The following is a 13411-nucleotide window of genomic DNA, read 5'->3' on the forward strand; positions in this document are numbered from 1 at the left end:
TGCCGTCGCGGTCAGGCGATGAACGCGAAGACGCGATGAAGGAAGGTGCCCACTGAAATAGCCCCACCACTAGAATGGCCGAAATACTACTGGAAAAGTGTCCCACGGCCAGCAGTTTTCGCCCTGCCGCCGGACTATCTCGAAAGATTATATCGATAAACTCTCACGACATTATGAGACCTCCATCCACATTGATCGTTTGACCCGTGATATAAGCCGCGTCCGGCCCAGCCAGAAACGCGACGAGCCCGGCTACGTCATCGCCCTTCCCTGCTCTTCCCATCGGAATATTTTCCACCCATTCCGCCATCAGTTCGCCTGGCGCGTAGTTTCCCAATAACTTGCCCCAGGCCTGGTCATTGTAGGCCCACATGTCCGTCTCGATGATCCCCGGACAAAAGGCGTTGACTGTGATGCCTTCTTTGGCCACCTCCTTAGCGAGGCTCTGCGTGACGCCGATGACGCCGAACTTGCTAGCAGCATAGTGAGGAGTGAACACAAATCCCTGTCGCGCTTGACCAGATGCCGTATTAATCAGCCGACCGCCTTCTCCGTGTCTACGAAAGTGCGCGATTGCAGCTTGGCAGCAAAGGAATACGCCTTTGGTGTTCACTGCCATGATCTTGTCCCAGTCGCTCTCCGGAAGGTCCTCAATGCGGGCGATCGTGATGACTCCCGCGTTTTGAACGGAGATATCGACGCGACCGAACTGAGCCTCCGCAAGATCAAAAATGGCTGCGACGTCCGCCGAGTTCGTAACGTCAGCGACGATGGAAGATGCTTGCCCTCCGGCCGCCCGAATGGCTTCCGCAACCGCTTCAACTGAAGGTTCATTCGCGGCTACGACCACAGCCGCGCCGTCACGAGCGAGCCGGAAGGCAATTGCCGCTCCTATTCCGCGGCTGGCTCCGGTGATCACCGCGACCTTGCCTCTGAGCATCATCTGCCTTCCTTTACTACTTCGTTTCTTGTCTCAGGCCGCGTCGAGTCGCGCCGCCGTGAATTGATCCGTCACTAAAACGTCGATGAGCTTCCCCCGCATTGCGCCGAGGAGTGCTGCAACTTTGCGTTGACCTCCTGCCACGGCGACCACTCGTTTTGCCTGGCGAAGCTGATCGAGGTCGATGCCGACAACCCTTTCCTGCAAAAAGGATGGCACCGACTTTCCATTGCGATCAAAAAAGTTGAGGCAAACGTCGCCGACGGCACCTAGTCGCGCGAGTTCGGCCAGTTCGGATGGTGAGAATATGTTACCACTGTCCGCAAGAAGCTTTGACGGTTCCACCGCGCCGATGCCGACGAGTGCCAGGGTGATCTTCGAAAAATACGCCATTGTCTCCCGCACGAATGGATCGCTTGTCAGCACTTTCCTAGCAGCCTTCGAGCTTGTGATTCCCTGCGTGGGCAACGGTTGCGCCTGCGCGCCGATCAGTTCCGCCAGGCGGCGTGTTAGGTTGGTGGCGTGGGTTTGCACGCTGGGGTCGCCTACCCCGCCATGAAGTTGCACGACCCGCTCGGCAGCGAGCCGCCGTTGCGGATGAATGTTCTCAACTGTGCGCAGCAGGGATTCGCTCCACGAGGAAATGCCGACGATCTCACCCGACTGCAGGGTAGTCTCCAGATATAGGGCGGCAGCGTCACCGATACGCCGGAGAATCTGACTTTCCCGGTCCTCGCTGCATTCGGCCACGACGACTTCCGTCATTCCAAACTTTCGGCAAAGGCTTTCCTCAAGCTCAGGGAAAGTACCGGAAGGCGTCTGCACACTGATACGCACGACGTTCTCCTCCCGCGCGCGACGGAGAAGCCTGGATATTGTCGCCTGCGAAATAGTCAGACGCGCTGCGATATCTCCCTGCTTCATGTCTTCGAGGTAATACATGCGTGCGACGCGCGCGATCAGGCGGAGTTCATCGGTCCGAGGCAAGAGGGCTCCTTTACCAGCATACGAAACCACCATCGACCAGCAGATCGATCCCTGTGCAGAAGGACGCGGCCCGGCTGGCCAGGAATACGGCCGGACCAACCAGTTCGTCCACCGTCGCCATGCGACCGAGCGGAGTGTCAGCCGCGAACTGTTTCACCTGGTCGGCGACCTCCGGCCGAATGTTCATCGGGGTGGCGGTATAACCGGGGCTGATCGAATTTACCCGCACACCCCGATCACTCCATTCCATCGCCAAGCTGCGGGAGAGGTGGATCACTGCTGCCTTAGCACTGTTGTAATGGGCCTGAAGGATCCCGCGATTGACGATCACTCCGGACATGGAGGCTATATTGACGATGGCGCCCCGCCGGCGGCCCAGCATTACCTTTGCTTCAGCTTGACATGACAGGAAAACGCCGGTCACGTTGACGTCGTACATCCGTTGCCATTGTTCCCGTGGCATCTCCTCTGCCGGCGCCGCATTTGCGATTCCGGCACAGTTCAGCGCAACCGAAAGTGGCCCGAGACGCTCCGCAACCTCAACCGCGTCGGCCAGATCCTTACCGTTGGTGACATCCCCCCGAGCGGCAACCGCCCGGCGACCAAGAGCCGCAATACGCGACACGGTTTCCGCGAGGCCTGTGCTTGAGGCCAGGTCGAAACAAGCGACATCGGCACCGGCCTCGGCCAATCCCACGGCCAATCGCTGGCCGATACCGCTACCCGCACCGGTCACCAGAGCGACCTCGCCGGCCAGACTGAAAAGCTCCGTCATCTGCAGCTCCTGTTCAGCCCGTGGCCAAGGCCATAACGGCGACGTTGTTTGCCTGCGCCCGATCGAGCACGCCCATCTGCCGGCCTCGCGCCAGCACCATCACGCGATGGGCGAGACCCAAAACCTCTTCGAGGTCCGAACTCACCACCACCACAGCCATACCCGACTTCGCGAGCTCAGCGATAACCTCGTAGATCGCCGCGCGCGCACCCACGTCGATGCCGCGGGTTGGTTCATCCAGGATAATAACCTTGGGGGCGCGCGCTACCCAGCGCGCGATGACCACTTTCTGTTGATTGCCCCCGGAGAGGTAACGGGCTTGCTGGCCCGGCCGTCCCTTGATGCCCAGACGCTCGATCATCCGCTGGCCGAACTCCCGCACCTTCGCTGGATCAAGCCAGCCGCGCTTGCCGAGTCGGTCCATATTGCCGAGGGCCAAGTTGTCCGCCACCGTATGTTCCAGCAAAATGCCCTGCCCCTTGCGATCCTCCGGCACCAGCACGATGCCGGCGTGGATAGCAGTATCCGGGCCGGTCAACCTGAGCGCCTTTCCGTCGAGCGTCACTGTCCCGGCAGAAAGGAGATCGGCGCCCGCTATGCTTCGCACCAGCTCGGTGCGGCCGGCGCCGACGATGCCCGCAATGCCGAAGATCTCGCCTTCGTGCACGGCGAAGCTAATATCGGCGAAGGCGCCTTCTGCGGAGCGCAGTCCGTCAACACGCAGCACTTCCCGCGGCCGCGGCGCTTCGACGTGCGGGAAGAGGCGATCGATGTTGCGTCCGACCATGTCCCGCAACAGCTGGTCCACCGGAACCTGTGCCGTGCTGTGCTCTGCGACCTTGTTGCCATCCCTGAGCACCACAATGCGGTCAGCGATGCGAGCGATTTCTTCCAGCCGATGACTAATGTAGATGAAAGAGAAACCTTCCTGCTTTAATTGATCGATCTGCGCAAATAGCCTGTCCGTTTCATCTCCACCGAGGGCCGCCGTTGGCTCATCTAGAATCAGCAGTCGCGCCTTTAAAGTCAGCGCCTTAGCGATCTCGACCTGTTGCTGGGCGGCCACGCGTAGGCTACGCACGAGGGTATCCGGCGAGATCTCAAGCCCGAGGCGGCGGAGCTGCTCAGAAGCACGCTGTCGCATCTGCTCCCGATCGATACGCCCTCCAGTCATTGGCAGCCGCCCAACGAACACGTTTTCCGCGATGGTCAGGTCCGGCAGCAGGCGCATCTCCTGATGGATTAGTCCAATGCCATGGGAAATCGCGTCTCCGGGCGAGGCCGGCGTATACGACTGGCCCTCCCAGACCATCGATCCCGCATCAGCCTCGATGACGCCGGCGATGATAGAAGAGAGCGTGGACTTGCCAGCTCCGTTCTCGCCCAACAACGCCACAACCTCACCTTCACGCACGGTGAGATCAACGTCGTTCAGCACAGGTGTTCCCGAGAAAGCCTTGCGCGCCCCAGTCACAGAGAGACGCACAGGACGTCCCTCCATCTGGCGGGGACGCGAGAGCGACTGATCCGCCATAAGGGCGCACATGGCTTCGTCTCCAGTTAGGTTGACGACTCTTACGGGTGCTGAGCGATGTACGGTGTCACGTTATCTTTCGTCGTCAGAACAGCCGTCTGAAGCTGCTCCTTCGGAAGAGTCTTTCCGGCCGCGAGATCGAGCGCCGAATCCAGGGCCAGGCGACCCATCGCCTGCGTCTTCTGAGTCATAGTCGCCGCGAGGGTGCCGCTTTGTACCGCTTTCAGGCCAGCTTTATCGCCATCGAAGCCAACCACGAGAACCGGATGGTCAAGGTTCGCAACCTTCGTCGCTTGGGCGGCACCCAAAGCGAGAGCATCGGCGCGCCCAAAGAAGATCGTGATATCGGGGTGGCGCTGAAGCATGTCCTGAGCAATCGTGAACCCTTCGTTCTGCGACCATTCCTGGCTCGCCTGCTTCGCGACCTGCTTAATACCCGGGCAGCTCGCCATCGCCGCTTCAAAACCTTTGTTGCGATCGACCTCAGGGGTAGTGCCGAGCTGCCCTTGGATGATCGCGAGCGTGCCCTTGCCGCCCGCTATCTTGCAGACGTAGTCGCCCAATGTGTGTGCGGCCGCAACGCTGTCAGTCGCGATGAAGGTATCTGCCGGTGCGTCCGGCGCATTCCGGTCGACGGCGACGACAGGGATATGCGCGGCTTGCGCCGCTCGAACAGGCACGCCTGCGGCAGTTGCGCCGGCCGGAATATAGATGATCGCTTTTACGCCGCGCGTAATGAGGTCTTGAATCTGGTTGACTTGGGTGGCGCTGTCACCGTGCGCGTCGACGACAATGACCTTCACGCCCTTAGTAGCGGCCTCGGCTTCCACGGATTGCTTGATCTGGTTGAAGAAGTCGGCTTGGAGGTTAGCGACCGCGAGGCCGACAGTCGGCTCGGCGGCGCGAGCGGAGCCAACAAGTGGCAGCGCTGCTATTGCGAAGGCCGCCACAAACGCGGAAGCGAGCAGCTTGGTCTTGAACATTACATTTCCTCTTTTCTTGCACTGTTTGTTAGTCGCTTAGCCCAGTTCCAACCGCGATGACGCGGCTGGGTCTACTTTCCTCAGGTCACTGGCGCCGGAACTTGTCAATCGTGACCGCAACCGCGATGACGCAGCCGATGATGACCTGCTGAATGAAGGGAGAAACGCCGACCAGGTTGAGGCCGTTGTGCAGCACACCGATGATCAGGACACCTACAACGGTGCCACCGATGCCGCCAATGCCGCCGCTGAGGCTGGCACCGCCGATGACCACGGCCGCAATAGCGTCCAATTCATAGCCTAGCCCTGCACTCGGCTGTGACGAATCGAGTCGCGACGAAAGCACAAGGGCCGCAAGACCGGCTAGCACGCCGGAGGCGACATACACCCAGACGGTGAGGCGCAGAACCTTGATCCCTGCAAGGCGCGCAACCTCCGGATTGCCGCCGATCGCGTAGAGGCTTCGCCCGGTTCCGCGGTAGCGAAGGAAGATCCATCCGGCGAACGCCAACACGATGAACATCGCGACTGTCGCAGAGAGGAATCCAAGATAGCGGACGGTCGCGAGCCGGGTGAACCAATCGGGATAGCCGACGACCTGCTCGCCGCCGGTGGTGAGATTGGCTAGGCCGCGGGCAACGGACATCACCGTGAGCGTAGCGATGAAGGGTGGCAGCTTGGCACGGGTTACCAGCAGGCCGTTGACTAGGCCGCAGGCACCCCCGGCGATAATAGCGAGGATTAGTGAAACGCCGAAAGGTACACCGTAATCCTGTGGCAGCCAGCCGAGCACCATGCAGGACAATGCCAGGATAGATCCAACCGAAAGGTCGATCCCGCCGATGATGATAACGCCGGTCATACCCAGGGCAAGGATCCCGAGAACCGTAATTTGATCTATGACGTTGAGGAAGTTGCGAGCCGACAGAAAGACATCGCTCGTGACCGAGAAGACAATGCACAGGATAATGAGCCCGATCAACGGTCCTTGGGAACCAGTTAGCAAACGCGCCCAGATCGAGCGTCTTGAATCCGAGCCGGCGGAGGCTACAAAGGTTGAGGACGACATTTGCTTCTTCCCTTCACGCGGTCTCTAAAGCAGGAGCGCGACAGGCAGTGCCTGAGCGCGCCCGAGCGATGGCCGCTTGCCAATGGCTACGCTGAGTGCTGCGATTCGCGAGGCCAACACGAGGCAGGATCGTTTCACGCGGTCGCGGCAAGGCGCGCAATTCCTCCCAGTTCCAGACGCCAGCTCCTAAGCCAGCCATGTGGGCGACACCCAAGGCGGACAGTTCAGGCGCTGCCGAGCGATGGATCGTGCAGCCCAGGAGATCAGCCTGCATCTGCATCAACGCGTCGTTGCGAGTGGGACCGCCGTCGGTGAACAGATCGCGGGCCGTGCCAGTAGTGGTTTCGATCACCTCGACGACGTCTGCGACCTGATGCACGACGGCCTCTAGCGCCGCGCGTGCCAGCTCGGCTGACGAGGTGTTGAGGGACAGGTTTGTGAGGATGCCGACCGCGTCCCGGTCCCACCATGGCGCACCGAGGCCTGTGAATCCTGGAACGAGCACCGCACCGCGGCTCTGTGATCGCGCGCCGAGTTCCGTCATCGCATCAACGCTCATGCCGAGGATCCCTGCCATCCAGCGCAGTGCGGCACCGGTTGCACGAATGTTACCTTCAGCCGCAAAGGCCGGATCATCGATCTGCCAGCCAATCGTCAGGCAGAGTCCGGGGTGCAGACCATCCGGCCGTTCTATGAGGCCCATGATCGAAGAGCCGGTGCCGTAAGTCGCCTTGATCTGACCGGGGGCGAAAGCTCCGTGAGCAAATAGGGCGGAGTGCGAGTCACCCATGACCGCCAAAACCGGCGTTCCGTCTCGCAAAGGTTGCAGACCACGCACGGTTGGAAATGGCCCTGTGGACCGAACCACCCTCGGAAGCGCGTTCTCGGGCACACCGAAAAGCGCGAGCAGGTCTTCGTCCCACGTCCCGCTTGCAACATCCAAAAGCTGCGTGCGTGACGCGTTGCCGATTTCAATCACCGGTTCGTCGTTGGAGAGACGACTCAGCAACCATGAATCGATCGTGCCAATCACGGCCCTGCCCGTCTGTATGGCTTCCGAGGCGCCCGGGTGGTGGCGGCGCAGCCAACTTGCCTTGAGAGCCGAGAACATCGGATCCAGCGGAAGGCCGCTTCTTGCCCGTACGAGGCCCTCGACCTCGGGGCTGCGGAGCGCATCGCAAAGTGCTGCGCTACGTTGATCCTGCCAACTGATCACCGGCGTCAGCGGCGCGCCGGTCAGCCGGTCCCAGGCAACAATGGATTCACGCTGCGTGCTCAGCCCGACGGCCGCGACGCGCGCCGGATCGTGTCCATCGAGACAACCGGCGACTGCGCGCTGCACGCTCTGCCAGATCTCGATTGGATCCTGCTCGACCCATCCCGGATGAGGATGCGTCTCGCCAATAGGTGCATGGCCGCGCGCGGCGATCGACCCCGTCTTATCCGCCAGAATCACCTTAGTTCCGCTGGTGCCTTGGTCAATCGCGAGAAGCAGCGGGGCGGCCACGGCTCAACCCACCAATTCGAGGGCTGCTTTAGCGATCCCCTCGGCATTGAGTCCAAAATGGTCCAGCAGGAAGGCGGTGCTGCCGGTGGGTGCGAGATGGGGCACGCCGAGTATGCGCATGGGCACTGGTTTATTCTGCACGACGCACTCCGCAACAGCGGAGCCGAGGCCGCCATGGATGATTGCCTCCTCCACCGTCACGATCCGGCCGGTCTCGGTGGCGGCCTCGATCACTGCAGCCTCGTCGAGAGGCTGGATCGTCGTCATGTTCAGCACGCGCGCCGAGATGCCCTTTTGCGCGAGTTGGTCGGCGGCTCCCAGGGCGCGAGATACCATTGTGCCGCATGCGATGAGCGTCACGTCGCGACCGTCGCGCAAACGCGAGGCGCGGCCCGGGACGAAATCTTCGTCTTCTGGAGTAACGGAAGGGATCTTAAACCGGCCGACGCGCATGAACACCGGGCGGTTGGCGGTGGAGGCCCAACGCACAGCATCCCGCGTCTGTCGCGGATCAGCCGGCACAAGTATTGTCAGGTCTGTCAGCGCTCGCATCCAGGCAAAGTCTTCGATCGAGTGATGCGTTGGTCCAAGCTCACCGTAGGACATGCCCGGGCTCTGGCCACAGAGCACGATATGATAGTTATTATAGGCGACGTCTGCCTTGATCTGTTCCAACGCGCGGCCGGTTAGAAAGGGAGAGGCACAGCTCACGTAAGGTACGAAGCCGCCATTCGCGAGACCTGCTGCCACGCCAACCATATTTTGCTCGGCGATGCCGACATTAATCAGACGGTCCGGAAATTCCTTCTGGAAGGCGTTGAGGTTGCTCGATCCTACCGAGTCATTACAGACCGCAACAATGCGGTGATCGGTCCGGGCGAGCTCGGTTAATGTCTCCGCGAATGCGACACGACAATCGAATGTTGCAACAGTGGGAGCCTGGCTTATCTCGTTCATCAAACTGCGAGCTCCTTGAGGGCGAGCTGAACCTGTTCCAGCGACGGTACTTTGTGGTGCCACTCGACCCGGTTTTCGATGAAGGAGACCCCTTTACCCTTGATCGTGCGCGCGACGAGGCACCGCGGCTGGGACCCGCCCGGCTTGGACAGCATGTCGTAGAGAACTCGGTGGTCGTGTCCGTCGACCTCGTGCACTTCCCAGCCGAAGCTGCGCCATTTGTCGGCCAGCGGTTCGAGCCGGTTGGTGTCTTCCGTCCCGGCGCCCTGTTGCAGCCGATTACGGTCGACGATAGCCACGAGATTTGACAGGCCGCGATGGCCAGCCGCCATAGCGGCCTCCCAGTTACTGCCTTCCTGCAGCTCACCATCACCGAGCACGACGAAGACGCGTCGGTTGGCTTTCGCTAGGCGTGCTGCAATAGCGCAACCGACGCCGATGGGCAGACCATGGCCCAAGGGACCGGTGTTGGCCTCAACGCCTGGAATCTTACGACGGTTGGGGTGGCCGTTGAGAGCTGAAAGAGGCGCCATGAACGTCTTCAGCAGGTCGATTTCAAAGAAGCCACGCATAGCCAACACGGAATAAAGCGCCGCTGAGCAATGGCCCTTGCTGAGGATGAAGCGATCCCGCTCTTGCCAAATCGGATTATTTGGGTCGAGCTTCATCACGCCGAAGAACAGCGTCGTGAGAATATCGGCGACGGAAAAGTCCCCGCCGATATGGCCCATTTTGGGCCCGTTGATCGTGTTGAGGATAGAGATCCTGACTTCCGTCGCCGTACGAGCGAGAAGTTCAGATCGCGTGGTTTCATCAGCCGCTAAAATCTTTGCGATAAGAGCGTTTGAATCCGCGCCTTGTGTTTGACGATCCAACATTCCCTACCCTTGAATAATTATTCACTACCGCATTTAAATGCAGAATGCCGATGTCCAAACCCGTCGTCAAGGAGAATCGTTGCACAGGATTGATATTTCGCGCTGGAGATGAAAAATGGCTTTTCTACATCGAGCGCCGAAGCAACATTATCGCTATAGCGAAGATCTTACGCAAATGCGCGCAGCGCCAATCTGCGTCTGCCCACCTTGTCGCGCTTTCGTCAAATGAGAAATGGCCAGACAGCATCGGTGACGCGAACGGCCCTGTCAGCAGCCCTCCTGTTTGACGGGCTAACTACGCCGCTCTCGTGCTGGAGCCGGCATTAACCCATCCGGCAGTGTTTGCATGAAGCTCACGATCGCATCCTCCTCTTCGCTCGATAGGCGTAGGTTTCCAACATGTTTCGTGTTCATACCTTACTTTCCGGCGCGGGCCAGCATGTTGTGCCTACGCCCACTCATGAGGCTTGCAGCGAGGTAGGACATCAGGCGTGTTGCGAAGTGGACGGATTCCTCGATACACTTCCGGGCTTCTAGACCTTGAATGATGGCGCTGACATCGATGATTCGGATGAGGCAGTTCAAGCCAGTGGTCTCTAGCGCGTCGCCACTCTTGCTGCCAATAGCGGTTCCGCTGGTGCCGACGCCCTCGTGTTCAAATTCGACGTAAATCTCGACGCGCGGGTCGAGCTCGGTTTAGGCGCCAGTTGTCTGATCTGGCCAACTGACCGCTAGAGCTATGGCCGGCTAACACCCGCTGACGCCACCTGAAATTTTACCATCGCGGTCGCAATGGATCGACTTCTACTGCTACTCCCGAGACCGTTTAACCCACTAGCCTTTTAGCGACAGTCGCAAGCCCTGCTGCAAGATGTAGCGGCTTAGTTGACGCGCGCCCGACACACGATTCTGCGTCACAAAATCTAGTGGGTATGTCCCGCTAAACGGGGTCCCGGAAATGGGCTCGCGGAGCCAATTTGCTGAGTCCAGGCCTGCGGCACTCAGAGCGTCATCGACATCCCGCAAATGGACGACCATGTCGTTCTCAGCATCGCTCAATTTGAAGCGCGGTCGCGTCCCTTTCTTCGTCCGCCCTCCCGCATGGCCAATGAGCGCTAGTGCATCGAGATCTGCTACTTTCCAGCGATCCATGAGGGACCAAAAGAAGGTCGACGTTAAGCTTGCGTCCGGCCGGTGCCGGGCGACGATCGGACGCGCGTCTGCGGGGCCGCGGCCGACTCCTGAGGCACCAGAAACTTTTCTCGAAGCCGCTGGCGTCGGCTCCTGCACCCGGCCTGGTCGGGAAAGACGGGACTGCGACTCCGATGAAACCACGGCTTTCGTTGGTTTGGCGACGTCGCTCCGTGCAACTGCGACCGGAGCAGTGTCCTCCATCCGCGGAACCTTGTGTTCCTCGGGCCGTGTTGTTTGGGGTTCAGCGACCTGCCGCTGCGCTGGACGAGACCCTCCTGGCTTTTTGGCTGCGGCCTGTGCAGCAACTGGCGGAGGCCGAAGTTTAGGCTGTGCCTTGAGAGGCGGAGGTGGCGCCGGACGAATTGGATCCGCTGTTCGGGCGGGACTCTCATTCGCGAAGCCGACACCGAAATGCTTGGAAAACTCAGCCAGGAGCGCTGCCACGCGCTCCAATTTCTTCGACAAGCTGCTTCCGTTCGGGGGTTTTGAAGAGCTTCCATCCGCACGCACGGTTGGCGGCCGTGGGATAGAAGCCGCTAGAGTGCTCAAGCGCGCCTTGAAGGGATTATCGTCACTAATGCGATCAACCCCACCTGCAATCTGTTGGCCCTCTGAACCTTGCTCGGAAACCAGGATCGCACCGATGAGCTGGTCCATCGCAGATCGGATGAGCACAACCGCGTTGCGCAGGCTGCCGCGTCGCGTCAGCATTCGCGCGTCACGGAGGTCAATGTCTGCGAAGCGCAGCAGATTAGCGATGGCTCGCCGGAGCGAAACAGGGCTAGGCCCCGCCTCTTGCTTGGGCTTCATTTGCTGACCATTTGCCAGACCGCGGTCAGTACCCGAGCAAGATTCCGGCCCACGGCGGCAACTGATGCATCGAGCGTAAAATGGCCGAACTGGTCGAGCTCAGGCATTGACTTGCTCCCAGGTAATTTGACGACCTCTCTGGCGTGCCCTGCCTTCCACTTGGGTGCGGACTAAGCGTCCAGCAGCGGCGCGGCCGGCGAGCCTAAACAGCCGCCATTCGACCTTCGTGCGAAACCCGTTCGATAGACAGCGTTTGTCCGCCCCGAATTCTTCCGCCATTTCAAGCCGCGAGTCGGGCGCGCCAATTGCGACCACATGGCGAGCACCCGAGATCTTGGCGACAGCCGTGGCCAATAGATCCAGAGGACCAACTCGTTGAATGACGACAACGTCAGTGGAATTGATTCGTCCAAGAAGGTCGAACGCGTTCATGACAGACCGGAAGCCGCAACTTGCCATGCTGGCTAGATCATTTGGCACGTTGTCAGGAACACGCACGCAACCAGAATCGGCATGACGTAGCTATACTCGGCGAAACCATCGAGCAAATATGGAAATACTTCCATGCATTCATACAAATATTTCCGGCTGTTCTCGCAGAGGGTCGGCTCTCGAACAGCTGTGCAGAAAAAGCATGAACCGCAGGATGTGTGCGTCCATGTTATACGATTGCCTTCCCGCAGATCCTGGCCGATTGAGTCACGTCTTGAACCTGGGCCGAAAGCCACAATCCGGCCGACCATTTCATGTCCGACGATAACCGGCAGGTCGACTTTTAGAGCCAAGGCTCCACGAGAAAGGTGGACGTCTGTGCCACAGATCGATCAAGTCTCTACGTGAACAAGAAATGGCGCCAGGCTCGATCTCCAAGGGTATCTCGACCTCTTCGATCTGAAGCGGCGCCTTAAATTCTCTGAGAACCGCCGCTCGGCTGTATTGGGGTATAGAGCTCATTTCTCGAGGCCTTCGATGTGACATCCGCGAGCCGGCAACGTCATGATGGACTTTGCCAACCTGAACAGGGCGAGCAACTACGTTGGGTGAACGCCGATCGCCGCCACACTGTCATCCGGCAAACTCCATGCGAATAGCGTCCGTGTGTTCGCCGATGTGGGGCACCTTGCCGAACTGCCGGCTGCGGCCGTCTACAAGAACCGGCGCCACCGCGATATCGACCGCGCCATCCGCCACTTCAACCCGCGCGCGCCGAAGGGCCGGATGGGCTGCGAGGCCAGTCAGGTCGTTGACGAAGCCGAAAGCCGTCTGAGCCGCACGCAACCGAGCGGCCGCCGTCTCGCGATTCAGCGAGCCCAGAGATCGGCCGACACGCGCATCCACGGCCTCGCGATGAGCGACGCGAATGGTGTTGCTCTCGAAACCCGGCTGCCGCGGCAAATCCGGTTCCAGCAGAACCTCGTCGCAGAACTTCGCCCATTCCCGCTCGTTCTGAATCGCAATCAGGACCAGGTGGCCGTCACTTAGCGCGAAAGCGCCGTAGGGGCAGATCGAGGGATGTGCGAGACCCACGCGCTTCGGCGCCTTTCCGGTGCCTTCGAAATACAGCAGCGGCACATTCATCCAATCCGCCATGGTGTCGAACAGGCTGACCTCCAGCCGCGCGCCTTGCCCAGTGATGCCCCGGCTGATCAAAGCCTCGAGCACCGCCGAATAGGCGTACATGCCGCATCCCACATCGCAAACGGAGACGCCGACACGCCCCGGCCCGGCCGGATGGCCGGTGATGGAAGCGAGACCGCTCTCGGCCTGCACGAGCAGG

The 13411-nt window shown here is 60.2% G+C and carries 12 protein-coding genes; all 12 read right to left on the minus strand.

The features are described from left to right. Positions 1-163: 163 nt before the first annotated feature. The gene (locus GSQ92_RS16445) at positions 164-943 is read right to left on the minus strand and encodes an SDR family oxidoreductase (protein WP_158801307.1); all 780 of its coding nucleotides are present in this window, start codon (positions 941-943) and stop codon (positions 164-166) included. Positions 944-973: 30 nt separating this feature from the next. Continuing rightward, positions 974-1927, minus strand: a complete 954-nt coding sequence (locus tag GSQ92_RS16450) for a sugar-binding transcriptional regulator (RefSeq protein WP_159013712.1) — start codon at positions 1925-1927, stop codon at positions 974-976. A 10-nt stretch (positions 1928-1937) separates the two neighbouring features. Next, positions 1938-2702, minus strand: coding sequence for an SDR family oxidoreductase (locus tag GSQ92_RS16455; RefSeq protein ID WP_158801311.1), 765 nt, complete (start codon positions 2700-2702; stop codon positions 1938-1940). Positions 2703-2715: 13 nt separating this feature from the next. Next, entirely contained in the window at positions 2716-4248 is a 1533-nt protein-coding gene (locus GSQ92_RS16460) for a sugar ABC transporter ATP-binding protein (RefSeq protein ID WP_216856849.1), read from the minus strand. A gap of 29 nt (positions 4249-4277) precedes the next feature. Continuing rightward, positions 4278-5219, minus strand: coding sequence for a sugar ABC transporter substrate-binding protein (locus GSQ92_RS16465; protein WP_158801313.1), 942 nt, complete (start codon positions 5217-5219; stop codon positions 4278-4280). 85 nt (positions 5220-5304) lie between these two features. Then, positions 5305-6288 carry an ABC transporter permease gene (locus GSQ92_RS16470; protein WP_158801315.1) on the minus strand — a complete coding sequence of 328 codons (984 nt, stop codon included), beginning with the start codon at positions 6286-6288 and terminating at the stop codon, positions 5305-5307. A gap of 13 nt (positions 6289-6301) precedes the next feature. Next, entirely contained in the window at positions 6302-7795 is a 1494-nt protein-coding gene (locus GSQ92_RS16475; protein ID WP_159013713.1) for a glycerol kinase, read from the minus strand. A 3-nt stretch (positions 7796-7798) separates the two neighbouring features. Further along, the gene (locus GSQ92_RS16480) at positions 7799-8752 is read right to left on the minus strand and encodes a transketolase family protein (protein WP_159013714.1); all 954 of its coding nucleotides are present in this window, start codon (positions 8750-8752) and stop codon (positions 7799-7801) included. After that, entirely contained in the window at positions 8752-9630 is an 879-nt protein-coding gene (locus tag GSQ92_RS16485; RefSeq protein ID WP_159013715.1) for a transketolase, read from the minus strand. Before GSQ92_RS16485 ends, GSQ92_RS16480 begins: the two co-directional genes overlap by 1 nt. A gap of 2103 nt (positions 9631-11733) precedes the next feature. Further along, a complete protein-coding gene (locus GSQ92_RS16490) occupies positions 11734-12066 on the minus strand; it encodes a hypothetical protein (protein WP_159013716.1) in 333 nt (110 codons plus the stop codon). Between the two features lie 32 nt (positions 12067-12098). Beyond that, complete coding sequence (locus GSQ92_RS31745; protein WP_371418562.1) at positions 12099-12455, minus strand: alcohol dehydrogenase catalytic domain-containing protein; 357 nt, start codon at positions 12453-12455, stop codon at positions 12099-12101. A gap of 244 nt (positions 12456-12699) precedes the next feature. After that, positions 12700-13411, minus strand: a 712-nt coding sequence (locus GSQ92_RS16500; protein ID WP_174247819.1) for a CaiB/BaiF CoA-transferase family protein, incomplete at its 5' end; no start/stop codon positions are given.

The sequence above is a fragment of the Acidisoma sp. S159 genome (assembly GCF_009766125.1).
Classification (GTDB): domain Bacteria; phylum Pseudomonadota; class Alphaproteobacteria; order Acetobacterales; family Acetobacteraceae; genus Acidisoma.

Excerpts from the sequence above, each read along its gene's own strand:
- GSQ92_RS16445 (WP_158801307.1), bottom strand. The coding sequence starts at position 943 with ATGATGCTCAGAGGCAAGGTCGCGGTGATCACCGGAGCCAGCCGCGGA.
- GSQ92_RS16455 (WP_158801311.1), bottom strand. The coding sequence starts at position 2,702 with ATGACGGAGCTTTTCAGTCTGGCCGGCGAGGTCGCTCTGGTGACCGGT.
- GSQ92_RS16460 (WP_216856849.1), bottom strand. The coding sequence starts at position 4,248 with ATGTGCGCCCTTATGGCGGATCAGTCGCTCTCGCGTCCCCGCCAGATG.
- GSQ92_RS16465 (WP_158801313.1), bottom strand. The coding sequence starts at position 5,219 with ATGTTCAAGACCAAGCTGCTCGCTTCCGCGTTTGTGGCGGCCTTCGCA.
- GSQ92_RS16470 (WP_158801315.1), bottom strand. The coding sequence starts at position 6,288 with ATGTCGTCCTCAACCTTTGTAGCCTCCGCCGGCTCGGATTCAAGACGC.
- GSQ92_RS16480 (WP_159013714.1), bottom strand. The coding sequence starts at position 8,752 with ATGAACGAGATAAGCCAGGCTCCCACTGTTGCAACATTCGATTGTCGT.
- GSQ92_RS16485 (WP_159013715.1), bottom strand. The coding sequence starts at position 9,630 with ATGTTGGATCGTCAAACACAAGGCGCGGATTCAAACGCTCTTATCGCA.
- GSQ92_RS16490 (WP_159013716.1), bottom strand. The coding sequence starts at position 12,066 with ATGAACGCGTTCGACCTTCTTGGACGAATCAATTCCACTGACGTTGTC.